General features: G+C 73.3%; 17 protein-coding genes. 13 read left to right on the top strand and 4 right to left on the bottom strand.

What is annotated here, in order from left to right:
• Positions 1–106: 106 nt before the first annotated feature.
• Together ABT263_RS25505 and ABT263_RS25500 are read right to left on the bottom strand one after the other, a co-directional pair.
• Positions 107–778, bottom strand: a complete 672-nt coding sequence (locus ABT263_RS25505) for a biliverdin-producing heme oxygenase (RefSeq protein ID WP_329489118.1) — start codon at positions 776–778, stop codon at positions 107–109.
• A gap of 224 nt (positions 779–1002) precedes the next feature.
• Complete coding sequence (locus ABT263_RS25500) at positions 1003–1494, bottom strand: inorganic diphosphatase (RefSeq protein ID WP_329492202.1); 492 nt, start codon at positions 1492–1494, stop codon at positions 1003–1005.
• Between the two features lie 76 nt (positions 1495–1570).
• Here ABT263_RS25500 and dacB point away from each other — a divergent pair, with 76 nt between their 5' ends.
• From dacB to folE, 6 genes are all read left to right on the top strand, one after another.
• Positions 1571–3229, top strand: coding sequence for a D-alanyl-D-alanine carboxypeptidase/D-alanyl-D-alanine endopeptidase (gene dacB, locus ABT263_RS25495; protein WP_352293637.1), 1659 nt, complete (start codon positions 1571–1573; stop codon positions 3227–3229).
• 160 nt (positions 3230–3389) lie between these two features.
• Complete coding sequence (locus ABT263_RS25490) at positions 3390–4565, top strand: Rv3626c family coenzyme F420 biosynthesis-associated protein (protein ID WP_352293634.1); 1176 nt, start codon at positions 3390–3392, stop codon at positions 4563–4565.
• A gap of 327 nt (positions 4566–4892) precedes the next feature.
• Entirely contained in the window at positions 4893–6017 is a 1125-nt protein-coding gene (gene tilS, locus ABT263_RS25485; protein ID WP_329489121.1) for a tRNA lysidine(34) synthetase TilS, read from the top strand.
• 71 nt (positions 6018–6088) lie between these two features.
• A complete protein-coding gene (hpt, locus tag ABT263_RS25480) occupies positions 6089–6643 on the top strand; it encodes a hypoxanthine phosphoribosyltransferase (protein WP_030059589.1) in 555 nt (184 codons plus the stop codon).
• 231 nt (positions 6644–6874) lie between these two features.
• Complete coding sequence (ftsH, locus tag ABT263_RS25475) at positions 6875–8926, top strand: ATP-dependent zinc metalloprotease FtsH (RefSeq protein ID WP_352293632.1); 2052 nt, start codon at positions 6875–6877, stop codon at positions 8924–8926.
• Between the two features lie 109 nt (positions 8927–9035).
• Complete coding sequence (folE, locus tag ABT263_RS25470) at positions 9036–9641, top strand: GTP cyclohydrolase I FolE (RefSeq protein ID WP_352293716.1); 606 nt, start codon at positions 9036–9038, stop codon at positions 9639–9641.
• A gap of 55 nt (positions 9642–9696) precedes the next feature.
• Here folE and ABT263_RS25465 read toward each other — a convergent pair whose 3' ends face one another.
• Both ABT263_RS25465 and ABT263_RS25460 read right to left on the bottom strand, forming a co-directional pair.
• Positions 9697–10485, bottom strand: coding sequence for a ferritin-like domain-containing protein (locus ABT263_RS25465; RefSeq protein ID WP_352293629.1), 789 nt, complete (start codon positions 10483–10485; stop codon positions 9697–9699).
• 131 nt (positions 10486–10616) lie between these two features.
• The gene (locus ABT263_RS25460) at positions 10617–11777 is read right to left on the bottom strand and encodes an alpha/beta hydrolase (RefSeq protein ID WP_352293626.1); all 1161 of its coding nucleotides are present in this window, start codon (positions 11775–11777) and stop codon (positions 10617–10619) included.
• A 373-nt stretch (positions 11778–12150) separates the two neighbouring features.
• On the opposite strand from ABT263_RS25460, the gene ABT263_RS25455 reads away from it, so the two are divergent.
• From ABT263_RS25455 to ABT263_RS25425, 7 genes are all read left to right on the top strand, one after another.
• A complete protein-coding gene (locus ABT263_RS25455; RefSeq protein ID WP_329489126.1) occupies positions 12151–13989 on the top strand; it encodes a phosphatidylglycerol lysyltransferase domain-containing protein in 1839 nt (612 codons plus the stop codon).
• Between the two features lie 89 nt (positions 13990–14078).
• Positions 14079–14984: a dihydropteroate synthase gene (gene folP, locus ABT263_RS25450; protein WP_352293622.1), complete on the top strand. Its 906-nt coding sequence runs from the start codon at positions 14079–14081 to the stop codon at positions 14982–14984.
• 31 nt (positions 14985–15015) lie between these two features.
• Positions 15016–15498, top strand: coding sequence for a nuclear transport factor 2 family protein (locus ABT263_RS25445; protein WP_329489128.1), 483 nt, complete (start codon positions 15016–15018; stop codon positions 15496–15498).
• A gap of 246 nt (positions 15499–15744) precedes the next feature.
• Positions 15745–16104, top strand: a complete 360-nt coding sequence (gene folB / locus ABT263_RS25440) for a dihydroneopterin aldolase (RefSeq protein WP_329492204.1) — start codon at positions 15745–15747, stop codon at positions 16102–16104.
• A 58-nt stretch (positions 16105–16162) separates the two neighbouring features.
• Complete coding sequence (folK, locus tag ABT263_RS25435) at positions 16163–16762, top strand: 2-amino-4-hydroxy-6-hydroxymethyldihydropteridine diphosphokinase (RefSeq protein ID WP_329489129.1); 600 nt, start codon at positions 16163–16165, stop codon at positions 16760–16762.
• A 236-nt stretch (positions 16763–16998) separates the two neighbouring features.
• Positions 16999–17490 carry a DUF3180 domain-containing protein gene (locus ABT263_RS25430; protein ID WP_329489130.1) on the top strand — a complete coding sequence of 164 codons (492 nt, stop codon included), beginning with the start codon at positions 16999–17001 and terminating at the stop codon, positions 17488–17490.
• A 122-nt stretch (positions 17491–17612) separates the two neighbouring features.
• On the top strand, positions 17613–18809 hold the full coding sequence (locus tag ABT263_RS25425; protein WP_352293619.1) for a hypothetical protein: 1197 nt from the start codon (positions 17613–17615) through the stop codon (positions 18807–18809).
• Positions 18810–18890: the final 81 nt, after the last annotated feature.

Here is an 18890-nt window from a genome sequence, read left to right as displayed (position 1 = left end):
CAGGAAGCACCGGGCCCCGGCGAGCGGTTGCTCGCCGGGGCCCGGTGCTTCGCCGTCCGGTCGGGCGCGGGCGCACCGGTGCGGGGACGTTCCCGCTCGGCGGTGGTCAGGCGCTCAGCGGGTAACGCCCGTCCAGGTCGTGGAAGATCGCGCCGTTGAGCACGAAGGCGCGCTTGCACTCCTCGACCACCCGGCGGCGCTCGATGTCGTCCAGCGCGAGCCCGGCGGCGTCCAGCTTGGCCCGGTAGTCGCGCTTGAAGGCGGCCGGGTTGTCGACCTCCTCGAACACGTAGAAGCGCACGCCGTCGCCCTTGCGCTCGAAGCCCCAGGTCTTCTCGGCGATGCCGCGGATGATCTGACCGCCCGACAGGTCGCCGAGGTAGCGGGTGTAGTGGTGCGCGATGTACCCGGCCGGCCACTCGGCCGCAAGCTCCTCCACCCGGGCCACGTACGCGGCGGTGGCGGGCAGCGGCGCCAGCCCCTCGCGCCAGCCGGGCCCGCGCAGGTGCTCCAGGTCGCGCTCGATGGCGGCGGTGCGCAGCAGGGCCCGGTCGATGAACGGTCCGGCCACCGGGTGGTCCGCCAGCTCGGCGGTCCGGCCCTCCAGGGCCCGGTAGACGTACCAGAGCTGGCCCGTGAGGTCGGCGTAGGCGTCGATGCCGAGCCGTCCGCCCAGCAGGCGGCTCATGAAGGACGACTGCTCCGCGGCCTCGTGCTCCTCGCTGCTGGCGGTGCGGAGCACGGTGGAGAACGGGACGGGCTGCTCGGGCGTGGGCATGCGGCCTCCAGGGATCGGAACGGGCCCCGACTTTTTGGTTAGCCTAACCTAAGTGGCCGTCATACCGACAGAGTGTCGGCAAAGCCGGTCCGGGAGCGGCGCGGGAGCCTCCGGGCGCGTCCGGGAACGGCGAAGGCCGGGGTCGCGGACGAATCCGCGAACCCCGGCCTCCGACTGCCCCGACCTACCTCGAACCGCCCTGCGAACGAGATCGGTACGAGGGCTCAGTGACCGCCCTGCTCCGCAAGCCGCTTGATCGACGCGGTGACCTCGGCCTCGGCCTCGGCGCGGCCGACCCAGTTGGCGCCCTCGACGGACTTGCCGGGCTCCAGGTCCTTGTAGACCTCGAAGAAGTGCTGGATCTCCAGACGGTCGAACTCCGACACGTGGTGGATGTCCTGCAGGTGCTCCCAGCGGGGGTCGGTCGCCGGGACGCAGAGCAGCTTGTCGTCGCCGCCGGCCTCGTCCGTCATCTTGAACATGCCGATGACGCGGCACTTGATCAGGCAACCGGGGAAGGTCGGCTCCTCCAGGATGACCAGGGCGTCCAGGGGGTCGCCGTCGTCCGCCAGGGTGCCCTCGACATAGCCGTAGTCGGCCGGGTAGCGCGTCGAGGTGAACAGCATCCGGTCAAGACGAAGGCGACCGCTCTCGTGGTCGACCTCGTACTTGTTGCGCGAGCCCTTAGGGATTTCGATAAGGACGTCGAACTCCAACGGTTCCTCCAAGGTAGGGACTGACAGAATCCAAGTGTCTCCTACGGGAGCGGGTGCTCAGGAAAGGGGCCGGTCGGTGGGAGCAGTGGTCGGGGCGGGAGACCGCCGCAGGGGGACGGCCGCAGGGTTGTTCGGGGCGGCACTACTGGTCGCCGGCACGGTGCTGGGCTCGGGCGGCGGCGCGTACGCCCAGCCCTCCCCTCCGGCCGGCGGGCACAGCGCGGGCCACGGCGAGGACGGGAAGAAGCACGACGGCGGGGACGGTGGCCGCGGCGGCGACCGCGGGCACGACCGCGGCGGCGACCAGGGCCGGAACCGGGTGGGAGCGGCGGAGCCGACCGGCCCGACCGGGGCCGCCGGGCCGTCCGCCACCCCGCCGCCCGGCACCCCGCCCGCCGGGCCCGCCGGTTCGCCCACGGGGACGTCCGCCACCCCGGCCGCCGGCCGCCCGGCCCCGGTCGCGGGGGCCGTCCTGGCCTCGGCCGAGGCCGGACCGGGCGCCGCGCTGCCGACCGCCCAGGGCCTCCAGCAGGCGCTCGCCGCCGCGCTCGCGGACCGCAGCCTGGGCACCGTCAGCTTCGCCGTCGCGGACGCGGCGGACGGCCGGGTGCTCTACGGCTCGGGGGAGAACGCGCCCGCCACCCCGGCCTCCACCACCAAGCTGGCGACCACCGTCGCGGCGCTCTCGCTGATCCCGGGGGACACCCGGTTGGCCACCCGGGTCGTCAAGGGTGCGAACCCCGGCGAGATCACCCTCGTGGGTGGTGGTGACCCGACCCTCACCGCGCTGCCCGCCGACCAGGTGCAGATCGGCGGCGCGCCCGCCGACGCGGACACCGCCCCCGCCTCCCTGGAGGCCCTGGCCCGGCAGACCGCCGCCGCCCTCAAGGCGGCCGGCACCACCGCCGTCAAGCTGGACTACGACCTCTCGCTCTACGCGGGCAGCCCCCAGCACAAGAACTACGACGCCGCCAACATCGCGCTGGTCACCCCGCTGATGATCGACGAGGGCAGGGTCGACCCGAAGAGCCGCGAGGACGCGCCGGCCCGGGTGGCCGACCCGGCCGGCCAGGCCGCCGACGCCTTCGCCGCCCAGCTGAAGGCCCAGGGCATCACCGTGGACGGCAAGGCCAAGCCCGCCGCCGCCCCCGCGGCCGCCACCGCGCCGGTCCTCGGCCGGGTCGATTCGCCGACCGTCGCCCGGCTGGTCGAGCGCCTGCTCACCACCTCCGACAACACCCTCGCCGAGGCGATCGCCCGTCAGGCCGCGCTCGCCGCGCACCAGCCGGCCAGCTTCGAGGGCGCCGCCACCGCCGTCACCCAGGAGCTCGCCCGGCTCGGCGTGCCGATGACCGGGGTGGTGCTGGGCGACGGCAGCGGGCTGAGCACGGGCAACGCGATCCCGCCCGCCGTCCTCGTCCAACTGCTCGCGCTGGCCTCCTCGGAGCAGCACCCGACGCTGCGTCCGGTGCTCACCGGCCTGCCGATCGCCGGATTCACCGGCACCCTCGGCAAGCGCTTCGGCGCCGGCTCCGGCGCTGCCGAGGCGGCCGGCCTGGTCCGGGCCAAGACCGGCAGCCTGAACGGCGTCAACACCCTGGCCGGCACGGTGGTGGACGCCGAAGGCCGGCTGCTCGCCTTCGCCGTGATGACGAAGACCACCGCGGCCGCCGACACCGCCCGCGCCGCGATGGACCGCGTCGTGGCCAGACTGGCGGCCTGCGGCTGCCACTGAGTCACCCTCGGCGACGCCGACCGGGGCCGATCCCCCTACACCGGCGGGGGGTTCGGCCCCGCACGGCCGCCGCCCGGAGTCCGGCCGTCCGGGCACCCGACCGGCAGGACGTGGGCTCCCGTGGCTCCCCCCGATGGGCCGGAGCACGTACGGTGAGGGCATGACGAGCGCGAGCGGCGGTGCTGACATGGTCGACTGGAATCTCGCGGTCGCAACCGCGACCAGGCTGGTACGGCCGGGGCCGGAGGTGAGTCGCGCGGAGGCGGCGGCCGTGGTCGCCGAACTGCGCAGGCACGCCCTGGAGGCGGAGGAGCACGTCCGGGCGTTCACGGGCATGCGCTCCAGCAGCCTCGGTGCGGCCACCGCGACCCCGGTGCTGATCGTGGACCGCCCCGGTTGGGTGCGGGCCAACGTCGCGGGCTTCCGGACGGTGGTCCAGCCCCTGGTGGAGAAGCTCCAGGCCCGCCGGAGCGGCAGCGCCGCGGCCGGCGTCCTCGGCGCGGTGGGGGAGAAGGCCACCGGCATCGAGGTCGGCGCCCTGCTGGCGTTCCTGGCGACCAAGGTGCTCGGCCAGTACGAGACCTTCGCCCCGGCCGAGCCCTCGCTGGAGGCGCCGGACAGCCCGGCCGCGCTCTTCGACAAGCCCCGGCTGGGCCCCGAGGGCCCCGGCCCGGGCCGGCTGCTGCTGGTGGCGCCGAACATCGTGCACGTCGAGCGGGAGCTGGACGTGAACCCGGCCGACTTCCGGCTCTGGGTCTGCCTGCACGAGGAGACCCACCGCACCCAGTTCACCGCGGTGCCGTGGCTGCGCGACCACATCCAGTCGGAGGTGCAGTCCTTCCTGGCCGAGACGGACGTCGACCCGGGGGCGCTGCTGGACCGGCTGCGGGACGCGGCGGGCACGCTCGGCGGCCTGCCCGGCCTCGGCGGGCGGGGCGAGGCGTCCGGGTCGACCGGACTGCTGGAGATCGTCCAGTCGCCGTCCCAGCGCGAGATCCTCGGCCGCCTGACGGCCGTGATGTCGCTGCTGGAGGGCCATGCGGACGTGGTGATGGACGGCGTGGGCCCGGCCGTGGTGCCGAGCGTGGCCGAGATCCGGGAGAAGTTCCAGCAGCGCCGGGACCGCGGTGCCAACCGGCTCGACCTGGTGCTGCGCCGGCTGCTCGGCATGGACGCCAAGCTCCGCCAGTACCAGGACGGCGCGGTCTTCGTGCGGGGCGTGGTGGAGCAGGTCGGGATGGACGGCTTCAACCGGGTCTGGACGTCCCCGAACACCCTTCCCACCAAGGACGAGATCCACGACCCCGCCGCCTGGGTGGCCCGCGTCGCGAGGTGACTCGCCCGCCGGAGCGTCCCTTCGGCCCGGGGTGGCCGGGGACTCGCCGCGGTCGCTCTCCGTGCGCGCACTTCGGGCGGGGCCGGGGGCGGTCGGCAGCGGTCAAAGCCGTTCGTACGAGTGGTCCAATCGTGCAGATGGCGGGTGAAGATACGTTTCTCCATTCACCCGTACGTGGGACGGTGGTCGTACCGGTGGCGCGGGTGGCGTAGCGGGTGCCTCCTTTCTGCCACCATCTGTGAGCGCCCGGTAACACGGCGCTCACAGATGCGCGGCCCCCGCCGCGCCCACCGCCGTCCCGTCCCCTCCGTCAAGGAGTCGTCCGCCGTGGGCCCACACCCCGCTGTCGCCGCGATACGCCTGGCCGTACGCCGCACGCTCACCGACCTCGCCGCCGAGGCCGGCACCACCTTCGCCGCACCCCGCGAGCCCCGCGAGCGTCCCAGCGGTGCGCCGCTGGTCGGCGCCGCCGTCGGGACCACCCTGATCGGCAACGCCCACCGCCACCCGTCCGGTCTGCCGCGCACCCCGGCCGCGCCCGGCTCGCCGCTGGTCCTGGTCGCCGTCAGCGGCGGCGCCGACTCGATGGCGCTGGCCATCGCGGCCGCCTTCGAGGCCCCCAAGCTGGGCCTGCGGGTCGGCGCCGTCACCGTCGACCACGGTCTCCAGAACGGCTCCGCCGACCGCGCCGCCCAGGTCGCCGAGCGGCTCCGCTCGCTCGGGCTCGACCCGGTGGAGGCCGTGCCGGTCCGGGTCGGCCGCGCCGGCGGCCCCGAGGCCGCCGCCCGGGACGCCCGCTACGCCGCCCTGGACGCCGCCGCCGAGCGCCACGGAGCCGTGGCCGTCCTGCTCGGCCACACCCGCGACGACCAGGCGGAGACGGTCCTGCTGGGCCTCGCCCGCGGCTCCGGTGCCCGCTCGCTGGCCGGCATGCCGGCCCAGAAGGGCCGCTACCGCCGCCCGCTGCTGGAGCTCGACCGGGCCGCCACCCGCCAGGCCTGTTCCGCCCAGGCGATCCCGGTCTGGGACGACCCGCACAACTGTGACCCCGCCTACACCCGCTCCCGGGTGCGGCACGAGGTCCTGCCGGTGCTGGAGAAGCACCTGGGCGGCGGCGTGGTCGAGGCGCTGGCCCGGACCGCCCGGCTGTTCCGCGACGACGCCGACGCGCTGGACCAGTGGGCCGCGCTCGCCGAGCGCGATCTCCGTACCGGCGAGGGCACCCTGGACGTCGGGAAGCTGGCCGAACTGCCGCCCGCGGTGCGCCGCCGGGTACTGCGCAGGGCCGCGCTGCGGGCGGGCTGCCCGGCCGGGGACCTCTTCGCGCGCCACCTCGAAACGATCGATCTGCTGGTCACCGGTTGGCGCGGCCAGGGGCCGTTGCACCTACCCGGGGGCGTCGAAGCCACCCGTAGGTGTGGCACGCTGGTCTTTCGGCGGCAGGGCGACTGACGGGCAGGCATGCTCCCGGGGCGCCGGGCCGCCGGCCATCCAGACCCCGAACGTTTGAGGACGTATCCCCGGTGGACCAGAACGACATGGGCGCTGACCTCGCGAAGGTGCTCATCAGCAAGGACGAGATCGACGCCAAGCTCCTGGAGCTGGCCGAGCGCATCGACCGGGACTACGCAGGCAAGGACCTGCTGATCGTCGGCGTCCTCAAGGGTGCCGTGATGGTGATGGCCGACCTCGCCCGGGCCCTGCACTCGCAGGTGACCATGGACTGGATGGCCGTCTCCTCGTACGGGATGGGCACCAAGTCCTCCGGTGTGGTGCGGATCCTCAAGGACCTCGACACCGACATCGCCGGCCGTGACGTCCTGATCGTCGAGGACATCATCGACTCCGGGCTGACGCTGTCCTGGCTGCTGGGCAACCTGGGCTCGCGCGGCCCGGCCTCGCTGGAGGTCTGCACGCTGCTTCGCAAGCCCGACGCGGCCAAGGTCGAGATCGACGTCAAGTACGTCGGGTTCGACATTCCCAACGAGTTCGTGGTCGGCTACGGGCTCGACTACGCGGAGAAGCTGCGCAACCTCCCCTTCATCGGCACCCTCGCCCCGCACGTCTACGGCGGCTGAGGGTTTCGGGGCCCGTTCGGGCTACGGACGGGAACAGTGGACCGTTCCCGCCCGTTGCATCGGGGGAAATAGAAGTAGGTCGTGTCGCTGTGCTCCCGCCACCGGCGGGTCGGACTGCGGTACGGTCCAATAAAACCGCTCTTCACATGAGCAGAACCGGATGCGCCGGCGGCCCAGGCCCCGCGGCGCCGTCGAGTGGCAGGAGGGACGGGGCGGCAACGCCCCGCATGGATGGACGTCAAGCGATACTTCCGTGCGCCGATCATGTGGATCGTGCTGGCCGTCCTCGCCGTCATCGTGCTGATGCAGGTCGTTTCTGACTCGAACGGCTACAAGACGGTGGACACCGGGCAGGTCGTCGCAGCGATCGACGCCAAGCAGGTCAAGTCGGCGCAGATCACCACTGGTGACTCGAACACGATCAAGATCCAACTGAAGGACGGCGCCACGCTGTCCAACGCCGGCACGGGCAAGACCCCGTCCGGCAGCAAGTTCCAGGCCTCGTACATCGGCGACCAGGGTGTCGCGCTCGCCGACAAGCTCCAGGCCCAGATCAACGACAGCGACCAGAACTCGCTCTCCGAGGGCTACACCGTCAGCCCGGAGAAGCAGAGCACCTTCGTCAGCCTCCTGCTGTCGATGCTGCCCATCGTGATCATCGTTCTGGTCTTCCTGTTCCTGATGAACCAGATGCAGGGCGGCGGGTCCCGCGTCATGCAGTTCGGCAAGTCGAAGGCCAAGCTGCTCACCAAGGACACGCCGAAGACGACGTTCTCGGACGTCGCCGGTGCGGACGAGGCGGTGGAGGAGCTCCACGAGATCAAGGAGTTCCTGCAGGAGCCGGCCAAGTTCCAGGCGGTCGGCGCCAAGATCCCGAAGGGCGTGCTGCTCTACGGCCCGCCCGGAACCGGCAAGACCCTGCTGGCGCGTGCCGTCGCGGGCGAGGCCGGGGTCCCGTTCTACTCGATCTCCGGCTCGGACTTCGTGGAGATGTTCGTGGGTGTCGGCGCCAGCCGCGTCCGCGACCTCTTCGAGCAGGCCAAGGCGAACGCTCCGGCGATCGTCTTCGTCGACGAGATCGACGCCGTCGGCCGGCACCGCGGTGCGGGTCTCGGCGGCGGTCACGACGAGCGCGAGCAGACCCTCAACCAGCTGCTGGTCGAGATGGACGGCTTCGACGTCAAGGGCGGCGTGATCCTCATCGCGGCCACCAACCGCCCCGACATCCTGGACCCGGCGCTGCTGCGTCCGGGCCGCTTCGACCGGCAGATCGCGGTCGAGCGCCCCGACCTCCAGGGCCGTCTGGACATCCTCAAGGTGCACCAGAAGGGCAAGCCGGTCGCGCCGGACGTCGACCTCAAGGCCGTCGCCAAGCGCACCCCCGGCTTCACCGGTGCCGACCTGGCCAACGTCCTGAACGAGGCGGCGCTGCTGACCGCCCGCTCGGACAAGAAGCTGGTCGACAACTTCACGCTGGACGAGGCGATCGACCGCGTCGTGGCCGGACCGCAGAAGCGGACCCGGATCATGTCCGAGAAGGAGAAGAAGATCACCGCGTACCACGAGGGCGGTCACGCCCTGGTCGCGGCGGCTTCCCCCAACGCGGACCCGGTGCACAAGATCACCATCCTGTCCCGCGGCCGGGCGCTCGGTTACACCATGGTGCTGCCGGACGAGGACAAGTACTCCACCACCCGCAACGAGATGCTCGACCAGCTGGCGTACATGCTGGGCGGGCGCGCGGCGGAGGAGCTGGTCTTCCACGACCCGACCACCGGCGCCTCGAACGACATCGAGAAGGCCACCGCGACCGCGCGGGCCATGGTCACCCAGTACGGGATGACCGAGCGGCTCGGCGCGATCAAGTTCGGTTCGGACAACTCGGAGCCGTTCCTGGGCCGCGAGATGGGCCACCAGCGCGACTACTCGGAAGAGGTCGCCGGGCTGGTGGACGAAGAGGTGAAGAAGCTCATCGAGAACGCGCACAACGAGGCCTGGGAGATCCTGGTCGAGAACCGCGACGTGCTCGACAACCTGGTTCTGGAGCTCCTGGAGAAGGAGACCCTGAACAAGGAGCAGATCGCCGAGATCTTCGCCCCGATCGTCAAGCGCCCGGCCCGGCCGGCCTGGACGGGCTCGTCCCGTCGTACGCCGTCCACCCGGCCGCCGGTGCAGTCCCCGAAGGAGCTGGCGCTGACCAATGGCGCCGCCGCCGTCGAGGCCGCTCCGGTCGACGTGGTGAAGCTCCCGCCGCTGCCGGTGGAGCCGCCCGCCGAGGGCTGATCGCGCCAGCACACGGACGGAATGGATGCCGCGCCACCAGGGTTTGTACTCTGGAGGCGCGGCATCCGTGCTGTTCAGCCAAGTCGTCCCCCTAGTTAGCGAGGCCCGCATGATCGACCCGGTGACGCTCGACGGTCCGTCCGCCGTCGGGACCTTCGACCAGAAGCGGGCCGAGAACGCCATCCGCGAGCTGCTCCTCGCGGTGGGCGAGGACCCGGACCGCGAGGGTCTGCTGGAGACCCCGGCCCGGGTCGCCAGGGCGTACAAGGAGATATTCGCGGGCCTCTGGCAGGAGCCGGAGGACGTCCTCACCACCACCTTCGACCTGGGCCACGACGAGATGGTGCTGGTCAAGGACATCGAGCTGACCTCGGTCTGCGAGCACCACCTGGTGCCGTTCCGGGGCGTCGCGCACGTCGGCTACATCCCGTCGGTCAACGGCAAGATCACCGGCCTGTCCAAGCTGGCCCGGTTGGTCGACGTCTACGCCCGCCGCCCGCAGGTGCAGGAGCGGCTCACCAGCCAGGTCGCGGACGCGCTGATGCGGATCCTCGAACCGCGCGGCGCGATCGTCGTGATCGAGTGCGAGCACATGTGCATGTCGATGCGCGGCATCCGCAAGCCCAGCGCCAAGACCATCACCTCCTGCGTGCGGGGCCAGCTGCGCGACCCGGCCACCCGGGCCGAGGCGATGAGCCTGATCATCGGTCGCTAGCGGCCCGGCGGCCCCGCAGCCCCACGGCCCCGTCGGCACCCGCGGCCCCGCCGGCTCAGAGCAGCTGGTGCTCCGCGTGCGGCGGGGCCGGGGTGCCCAGGGCGTTGCGGCGCCGGGGCATCCGCAGGGTCACCATCCGCCGCCAGCCGAACGCCCGGTCGTACAGGTAGAGCACGTGGACGCCCGCCGTCACCACGGCGCGCTGCCAGCGCGGCCACCCGAGGATCCGCGCCATCCGGGCCGTCACGGCGAGCCCGACGTCCCGGTGGGTGCGGATCTCGCCGCGCGCGCTGGTCTCCAGGGTGTGCCGGACGTACGGGCCGTGGCCCTCGGCGACCAGCCGCAGCAGTTCCTCGTGGCAGTAGGCGAGGTGGTTGTCCTCGTCGGCGGAGATCATCCGCATCGCCCGGCCGAGGTCCGGGTCGTCGCCGTACACCTTGACCAGCTGGCGCATCTGCTCGGCCGCGCGCTGCTCGGTCACCCGGCTGTGCGCCAGGTAGGTGATGATCTCCCGCTCGGCCAGCGGCACCTCGCTGTTCAGCCGCTCGTGCGAGAGGCCGACGCCCTGGCGCTCCAGCAGCATGCAGTAGTCGGCCTCGGCGGGGACGTCGATCCTGGGCAGGCCGCGCTTGTGCAGCAGCTGGGTGAAGATCCGGCCGTGCTTGCGCTCGTCGGCGCCGTGCCGGGCGATCTTGGGGGCGAGGACCGGGTCGCGGGTGAGGGCGGTGATCCGCTCGTTCTCCCAGCCGCCCTGGTCCTCGCCGCCGGCTGCGATGCTGCAGAAGAGCTGATAGGCCTCGTCGTTGCGGTAGATCTCGGTGAAGAGCGATCGGGTGCTGAGCATGGGGCCTCCTGCACGGATCAGGTGTCCACCCGGGCCGTTCGGCCGGGCGGTCGCGATACGTTCCCCGTGGTGGCGGCGGACCGGCCCGACCGGCCGGTAACCACTCGTCCGGCGGCCGTCGCCGCCGGTGGTCAGGTCCAGGTGAGCCGGGCGCTCATCCACTCCAGTGCGGCCGGGAGCTCGCGGATCCAGCTGTCGAAGTTGTGGCCGCCGTCGTCCAGGTAGAGCGACTCGACCTTGAACTGCGGATTGGCGGCCGCGACCTGCTGGGCGAGCTCGACGAACTTCACCGTCTCCGGGTAGTCGGTCTCCTTGCGGGTGCTGATCACCAGCAGCGAGAGGTTCGGCGCGGGGAGGTTCTGCAGCCGCCAGCCGAGGTCGCTCTGGTCGGCCAGCGCCTTGTCGCCGCCGAAGAGGTTGCCGCCGGTGAACTGGTCTTCGGCGACCTTGAAGTCGCCGTGCATCCCCACGCCGTTGCCGTAGACGTCCGGGTAGCGCATCGCGAGCCGCATCGCGCAGCTGCCGCCGGTCGAGAAGCCGAGCACGCCCCAGGACGAGGGCGAGCGGCTGACCCGGTACGCCGAGCGCAGCGCCTCGGGCACGTCCTTGGCGAACCAGGACTCGGCGCGCGGGCCGCCGGGGACGTCGACGCACTCGGTGTTGCGCGGCGGGGCGACGCTCGGCCGGGCCATCACGATGATGGTGGGGGCCATCTTGCCGCCCTTGCGCAGCTCCCAGGCGGTCTGCGGGACGGGCAGGTCCTTGAGCAGGTGCATGGTGGTGCCGGGGAAGCCGGCGATGGTCAGCAGCACCGGGAAGCGCACCATGGCGAGGTTCGGGTCGAAGTACTCGGGCGGTAGGTAGACGAACATCTGGTCGGAGAGGCCGGTCTCCTTGCCCGCCACCCGGACCGATTCGACCTTGCCGACCTCCTCCGGGGGGCCCTTGGGCAGATCGGTCACGGTCTCCAGGCCGCCCTCCTCGGTCGGCTGGACCAGCGCGTCGGAGACCGGGGTGCCGCTGTGGTGGCGCTCGCTGCTGGTGAGCGCGAGCTTGGCGCCGCCGGGGCTGAGCAGGTCGTCCCACGAGGTGTAGAAGCCGAACGAGTTGTTGACCGACAGCGCCAGCACCGCGAGCACCGAGACCTGAGTGACGGTCAGCAGACCGATCCGCCCGAGCACCGGGAGCGGGCGCTGCCGGGCCAGCCGGGGCCAGAGCCAGAGGGTGGTGAGCAGGGCCGCCGCGCCGAGCGCGAGCAGCGAGTTCACCAGCGCGTCGCTGGTCAGTTCCATGCCGTCGGCCTTCCGGTGGGAAACTCTCGGTGCAGGCTTCATCGTCTGGCGGTGCGTCAGCCACGGCCATCGCGGCTAGGCTGTCCGGACGTCGGGGCAGGCGGAGTCCGGGGCGATCCGACGCAACCGGTCCCCCGGAACGCGGCGTCCACCGTACGTACCGGGTATGCGGGGGTCCGTCGCGCCACGCGGCGGGAAGGCTCCGGCGCCCACCCCTCGGCTCAACCACAGCGTCCGCCGAACACCGGTTTACCCTCCGTTGCCGGATGTTTGGTGTGCGCATTGCCCGATGAAGGAAATGGCATGAAGGTCCCTCACAACTCCTCCCCCGGAGTGACAGGACTGCAGTCCGCAGCCTCTACGCTGAGCTTCCATGAGCGTTCCCGTGTCCGTTGAGCCGAGCCCCGAGCAGCCGCCCCGCCGCCGCGGCCTGCAGACGCTTCGTACCCAAGCGGCCGCCGTCCCCCGGGCCTGGCTCCCCGGCGCGGTCGGCTACGCCTGTCTGCTGATCGGTCTGGTGGACACCGCCAGCGCGGTGTTCCCCAAGCTCCGGCACACCAAGGTGCACGACTTCGCGGGGCAGCTGCCCGGCGGCACCACGACCCTGGCCGCGGCCGGCACGCTGATGGTCGGCCTGCTGCTGGTGCTGCTCGCCCACGCCCTGCGCCGCCGCAAGCGGCGGGCCTGGCGGGCCGTCTGCGTGCTGCTGCCGGTCGGCGCGGCGCTGCACATCCTGCGCTGGCACCAGATCGGCCCGGCGGTCGTCTCGCTGGTGCTGTTCGCGGTGATGCTGGTGCACCGGCGCGAGTTCTACGCCAAGGCCGACCCCCGGACCCGCTGGCGGGCGGTGGTCAACCTGGTCGTGATGGGGGCGATCAGCGTCGCGCTCGGCCTGCTGGTGGTCTCCACCCGGACCGGGTACGAGATCGGCGACCCGAGCCTGTTCCACCGGCTTGAGCACGTCGGATACGGACTGTTCGGCTTCGAAGGGCCGGTCGACTACAGCTCGGACCGGGTCTCCGACCAGGTCGCCTACCTGCTCGGCGGGCTGGGCCTGATCACCGCCTTCACCACCGCCTACCTGGCGCTGCGGCCGGAGAAGCCCAAGCCGGAGCTGACCGCCGAGGACGAGGAGAAGGTCCGCGCGCTGCTCGACCGGCACGGCGAGCGCGACTCGCTCGGCTACTTCGCGCTGCGCCGGGACAAGAGCGTGCTGTTCTCGCCCTCCGGCAAGGCGGCGATCTCCTACCGGGTGGTCTCCGGCGTGATGCTCGCCTCCGGTGACCCGGTCGGCGACGTCGAGGCCTGGCCGGGCGCGATCAAGGTGTTCATGACCGAGGCCCGCGAGCACGCCTGGGTGCCGGCCGTGATGGGCTGCAGCGAGGTGGGCGGCGAGGTCTGGACCCGCGAGGCGGGGCTGGACGCGCTGGAGCTGGGTGACGAGGCGATCGTCGACACCGGGACGTTCTCGCTCGCCGGCCGGGCGATGCGCAACGTGCGCCAGATGGTCAAGCGGATCGAGCGCAACGGCTACTCCTGCCAGGTGCGGCGGGTCGCCGACCTCACGCCGGACGAGAAGTACCGGATCGCCGACGCCGCCTCCCGCTGGCGCGGCACCGACACCGAGCGCGGCTTCTCGATGGCCCTCGGCCGCTTCGGCGACCCGGGCGACGACGCCTGCGTGGTGGTCACCGCGCACAAGGCGCCGGAGGAGGGCGAGGACGGCGACGACCTGAAGGCCGTGCTGCACTTCGTGCCCTGGGGGCCGGACGGCATCTCGCTGGAGCTGATGCGCCGCGACCGCGCCGCCGACCCCGGTCTGAACGAGCTGCTGATCGTCGCCGCGCTGCAGGCGGTGCCGGCGATGGGCGTGCGCCGGGTCTCGCTCAACTTCGCGATGTTCCGCTCGGCCCTGGCGCGCGGTGAGCGGATCGGCGCCGGCCCGGTGCTGCGGGCCTGGCGCGGGCTGCTGGTGTTCCTGTCGCGCTGGTTCCAGATCGAGTCGCTGTACAAGTTCAACGCCAAGTTCCAGCCCGAGTGGGAGCCGCGGTTCCTGGTCTTCCCGAACACCCGGGACCTGCCCCGGATCGGGTTCGCCGCGATGCAGGCGGAGGCCTTCATCACCCTCGGCATGCCGCGCTTCGGCCGCAAGCCGCAGCGCCAGGGCCCGCTGCCGGCCCCGGGCCGCCCTGAGGTCACCGAGGCCGCGTAGGCCGTCGCCCGCCCCCGGACCCCCGTCGGAGACCCGGCGGGGGTCCGGTCGTCTCCGGGGGAGCGGGGACTTGAACTGATAATGGGGTTATGAGCACTTCGCTGTCCTTCTCGCTGCCGGCCGGACTGCCGCGGCTCGACCGCTGCTCCGTGATGGGCGTGGTCAATGTGACCCCCGACTCCTTCTCGGACGGCGGGATGTGGCACGACCCCGCCCGGGCCATCGCCCACGGCCTGGCGCTCCGGGCCCGCGGCGCGGACCTGGTGGACGTCGGCGGCGAGTCCACCCGCCCCGGCTCGCAGCGGGTGCCCGAGGAGGAGGAGCTGGGCCGGGTGCTGCCGGTGGTGCGCGAGCTGGCCGACTCCGGGGTGGTCGTCTCGGTCGACACCATGCGCGCCTCCGTCGCGGAGCGGGCCGTCGCGGCCGGTGCCCGGATCATCAACGACGTCTCCGGCGGCCTGGCCGACCCCGCGATGGCCCGGGTGGTGGCCGAGACCGGCGTGCCCTTCGTGGTGATGCACTGGCGCGGGCAGTCCGCCGACATGGACAGCCTGGCCGTCTACGGCGACGTGGTCGCGGACGTGGTCGGCGAGCTCACCGCCCGGATGGACGCGCTGCTGGCGGCCGGGGTCAAGGAGGAGCAGCTGATCCTGGACCCGGGCCTGGGCTTCGCCAAGACCGCCGAGCACAACTGGGCCCTGCTCGGCGGGCTCCCGGCGCTCACCGCGCTCGGCCGTCCCGTCCTCGTCGCCGCATCGCGCAAGCGGTTCCTGGGTACGCTGCTCGCCGACCCGGAAACCGGGGAACCGCGCCCGGCCAGGGAGCGCGACGACGCGACCGCCGCGGTGTCGGTGCTGTCGGCCGGGGCCGGGGCCTGGGCGGTGCGGGTGCACGACGTGGCCGGCACGGCGGACGCCGTCCGGGTGGTCGCCGCCTGGCAGCGGGCGGCCCGGCAGGACCCCTCCGGCCCGTCGGCGGGCCGGAGCGGCAGGTGAAACGGGAGGGTCTGTGGCAGGTGACGGCAGGGTGAGCGGCGAGACCGCGGGTCAGCGCGCCCGGGAAGCGGACCGGGAGGCCGTACTGGAGGCCAACCGGGCGCTGTACGAGGCGTTGGAGAACGGCGATCTGGAGGCCGTCGAGGAGGCCTGGCTGGGGGCCGACGAGGCCGACGACAAGGGCGGCGTGGTCTGCGTGCACCCCGGCTGGCCGGTGCTGCGCGGGCGGGCCCAGGTGACCCGCTCCTACATGTTGATCATGGCGAACACGGAGTACATCCAGTTCATCCTGACCGACGTCGAGGCCGAGGTTCAGGGGGATGTGGCCCTTGTCACGTGCACCGAGAACATCCTTTCCGGCGGCGAGGCGGAGGAGGAGGGCGAACTCGGCCCGCTGGTCGGCGGAAAGGTCGTCTCGACCAATCTCTTCCGCCGCACCCCGGCGGGCTGGAAGCTCTGGTCCCACCACGGTTCACCCGTTCTGACCAGCGGGGACGACGAGGACGAGGACTGACCCGGGGGCCGCCGGGGAAATGCCCGCCGGAGGCGGCCCGGGAATTCCCGGACGGCCGCCGAACGTTCACGTCAATCGCCGATCCGGCGTGCGTGGCGTCGGTTCGTGCCGGGTAGGACGGTCAGGCGTTGTCGGCGCTCGCGGGTAGATTCGAAACGCAGTGGCGGCCGTCGTGTCCGCCTCCGCCCTGCCTTCCCCCCGCTTTCCGGGGCAGGGCCCGTCCGAGTGGGAGCAGTGATTCGTTTGCTGGACCGCGTCACCCTGCGGGGCCTGCGTGCCCGGGGTCACCACGGTGTCTTCGAGCGCGAGCGCGTCGAGGGCCAGACCTTCGTGGTGGACCTCGTGCTCCACCTGGACACCCGCCCCGCCGCGTCCGGCGACGACCTCACCCGCACGGCGCACTACGGCGTCGTGGCCGAGGAGGTCACCGCGATCATCGCCGGCGAGCCGGTCGACCTGATCGAGACCCTGGCGCAGCGCATCGCGGACCAGTGCCTGGCGCACGAGGCGGTCGAGGAGGTCGAGGTCACCGTGCACAAGCCCGACGCCCCGATCACCGTGCCGTTCGACGACGTGACCGTGACCATCCACCGGGGCCGCGCATGACCCGCACCGCGTACCCCGTGCCAGCCGCAGAGCCCGTTCCAGTTGTAGGGGAAGCCCGATGAGCACCAGCGACCCGACCGCCTCGCCGAGCACGTTCGACCTGGAGAACCGGGTGGACTCGGCCGACGCCACGCTGCACAGCCAGCGCTGCGCCGTGATCGCCCTCGGCTCCAACCTGGGCAACCGCCTGGACACCCTCCAGGGCGCCGTGGACGCCCTCGCCGACACCCCCGGGCTCAAGATCAAGGCCGTCTCCGGCGTGTACGAGACGGAGGCCCTCGGCGGCCCCGACGAGCAGCCCAACTACTACAACGCGGTGGTGGTGCTGCGCACCACCCTGCCCCCGCGCGACCTGCTGGAGCGCGGCAACGCGATCGAGGACGCCTTCGGCCGGGTCCGCACCGTGCGCTGGGGCCCGCGGACGCTGGACGTCGACATCCTGGCCTACGAGGGCGTCACCAGCGACGACCCGCAGCTGCTGCTGCCGCACCCGCGCTCGCACGAGCGGGCCTTCGTGCTCGCCCCCTGGCTGGACGCCCAGCCGGAGGCCGAGGTGCCCGGCCACGGCCAGGTCGCCGCGCTGCTCCAGGCGCTCGGCGGCGCCGACGCCCAGGGCGTCCGGCGGCGCGAGGACATCGGGCTGACCCTGCCGGAGTAGGCCCCGCCAGCCCGTACGGCCGGGAACTCGGACGAGGTCCCGGCCGTACGAGTAGGTGTCCGCCATCCGCGCGGGTGCCCGCCGGCCCGGGCCCGGTACGGTGGCCTGGCGCCGTCGTACCGTCCGCCCCGCCCCGTCGCCGGGCCGGGGCGCCTCCCAGCCGTCGGCCGGGGGGAGCAGGGCCGGGCCCGGGGGCGGCCGCCCGACACCGCAACCCCGGGAAGGACCACGTCCGAGTGAAGCTGCTTCGCCTCCGTCTGCTGGTCGGCATCACCGCCGCGACCACGGCGCTGTCCTGGGCCGGTGCCAAGCTGTGGGCCTCCCTGGATACCCTGCCCGCGGTGCCGGGTGCGGCTCCGGTGGTGCTGGCCGCGGTGGCGGTGATCCTGCTCGCCACGGCGATCTCGCTGCGCTCCCGGCTGAAGGCCGCGCGCGAGCGCCAGCCCGGGGCGAAGGGCGTCGACCCGCTGGGCGCCGCCCGGGCGGTGGTGCTGGCGCAGGCGAGCGCGCTGGTCTCGTCGGTGGTCACCGGCATCTACGCGGGCGCGGGCATCTACCTGCTCGGCGAACTGGACGTGCAGGCCCGCCAGGACCAGGCCGTCACCGCCGGCTTCGCGGTGCTGGCCGGGGTGGCGGTGATCGCGGCGGCGCTCTGGCTGCAGCACGTGTGCAAGCTGCCGGAGGACCACGACGACCCGAGCGGGCCGGCGGCGACCTCGCACCGCTGAGCGGACCCGCTTCGGTGATCTTGGGTGAGGGCCCGGGTACAAGCGGTAAAGCTTGCGCAGTGTCAAGGGCCAAAGCGGACCCTGGGCTGACACGGCCCCAATTCGCACGCTAGTTTCTTGGCATGTCTCGCGGACGCCACCGTCATTCCTCCGTCCTCGGCCGGATCCTTCCTCCCACCGCCGCCGGCGTGCTCATCGTCGCCGCGGTGGCCGCGCTGCTCTTCAGTCAGGACACCGTCCTGGTCCGCTCGGTGGGCGTCGCCGCCGTGCTGGCCTCGCTCGGGATCGCCGTGCTGCTGCGCCAGCGCGACCGGGCCGCCCGGGCGGCCGCCGAGGTGTCCGTCGCGCAGCGGCTCCGGGCCGAGGAGCGCTTCGAGGAGCAGCTCGCCGAGGCCGAGTACGCGGCGGAGGTCGCCGAGGAGCGGGCCACCCGCTTCGGGCGGCGGCTGACGGCCGAGAAGTCGCGGCTGGCCAAGGCCGAGACGGAGATCGCCAGGCTGCTGCGCGAGCGCGCCGTGGCGGTCGCCGAGCAGGCGCTCAAGGAGGCCGAGGCGGCCCAGCGGGCCCTCGCCGCCGCCCGCCCCAAGTACCCGGCCAGTCCGGCCGCGTTCGTCCGCGCCGCGGCCGTGCTGCGGCAGCTGCAGCGGCAGGCGGCGGCCCGGGACGCCCAGCGTGAGCGCGCGGCCGGTGCGGAGGTCGCGCTGCGGGCCCGCACCGCGCCGGCGACCGTCCCGGCGTCCGCGCCGGTGGCGCCCGCCCGTCCGGTGCCGGCCCCGGTGGCTCCGGCCGTCCCCACGCCGGCCGCGTCGGTGCCCGCGTCGGTGCCCGCGGCGGCCGCCCCGGCAGCCGTCGCTCCGGCGCCCGCGCCGCGGCCCGCGCTGACGGCGACGGTGGGCCAGCTGGGTGGGACGCCCAGCGCTCCCGTGGTGCCGGCCGAGCGGCAGCGCCCGCGCCCGCAGCAGGCCCGTGGGCAGGGCTTCAGCTTCTTCGGCCGCTCGGGAGCGGCCGGCCGTCCGGCGGCCCCGGCGCCGGCCCTGGGCAGCGTCGCCGAGCTGGGCGAGCGCGCCGATCTGGCGGACGTGGTGGGCGACGAGGCGGTGGCCGCGGTCAGGGCCGTGCCGCCGGCCGCCCTCCCGGACCGGGCGCGGCCCTCGGTCGAGCCGGCCGGCCTCGACCCCGAGACCGGGCAGGCCGACGCCGTACCGGCCGACCCGGACCAGGACGCCGAGCCGGAGGGCGTCGAGCCGACCGTGGTGGACCTGACCCCGGACGAGGAGACCGAGCTGCTCCAGCTCCCGGAGCTGCGCGCCTCCCGCTGACCCAGCCCGGGCGGCGCCCGCGCCGCCTCCGCCGCCGCCCCGGCGCGGGGGCCCCCCGGCGCCGGCGGGGGGGGGCGCGCC

Origin of the sequence: Kitasatospora sp. NPDC001603 (assembly GCF_040298365.1) — a bacterium.
GTDB lineage: Bacteria > Actinomycetota > Actinomycetes > Streptomycetales > Streptomycetaceae > Kitasatospora.
The sequence above is the reverse complement of the archived record's forward strand: the minus strand, read 5'-3'. Positions and strand labels throughout refer to the sequence as shown.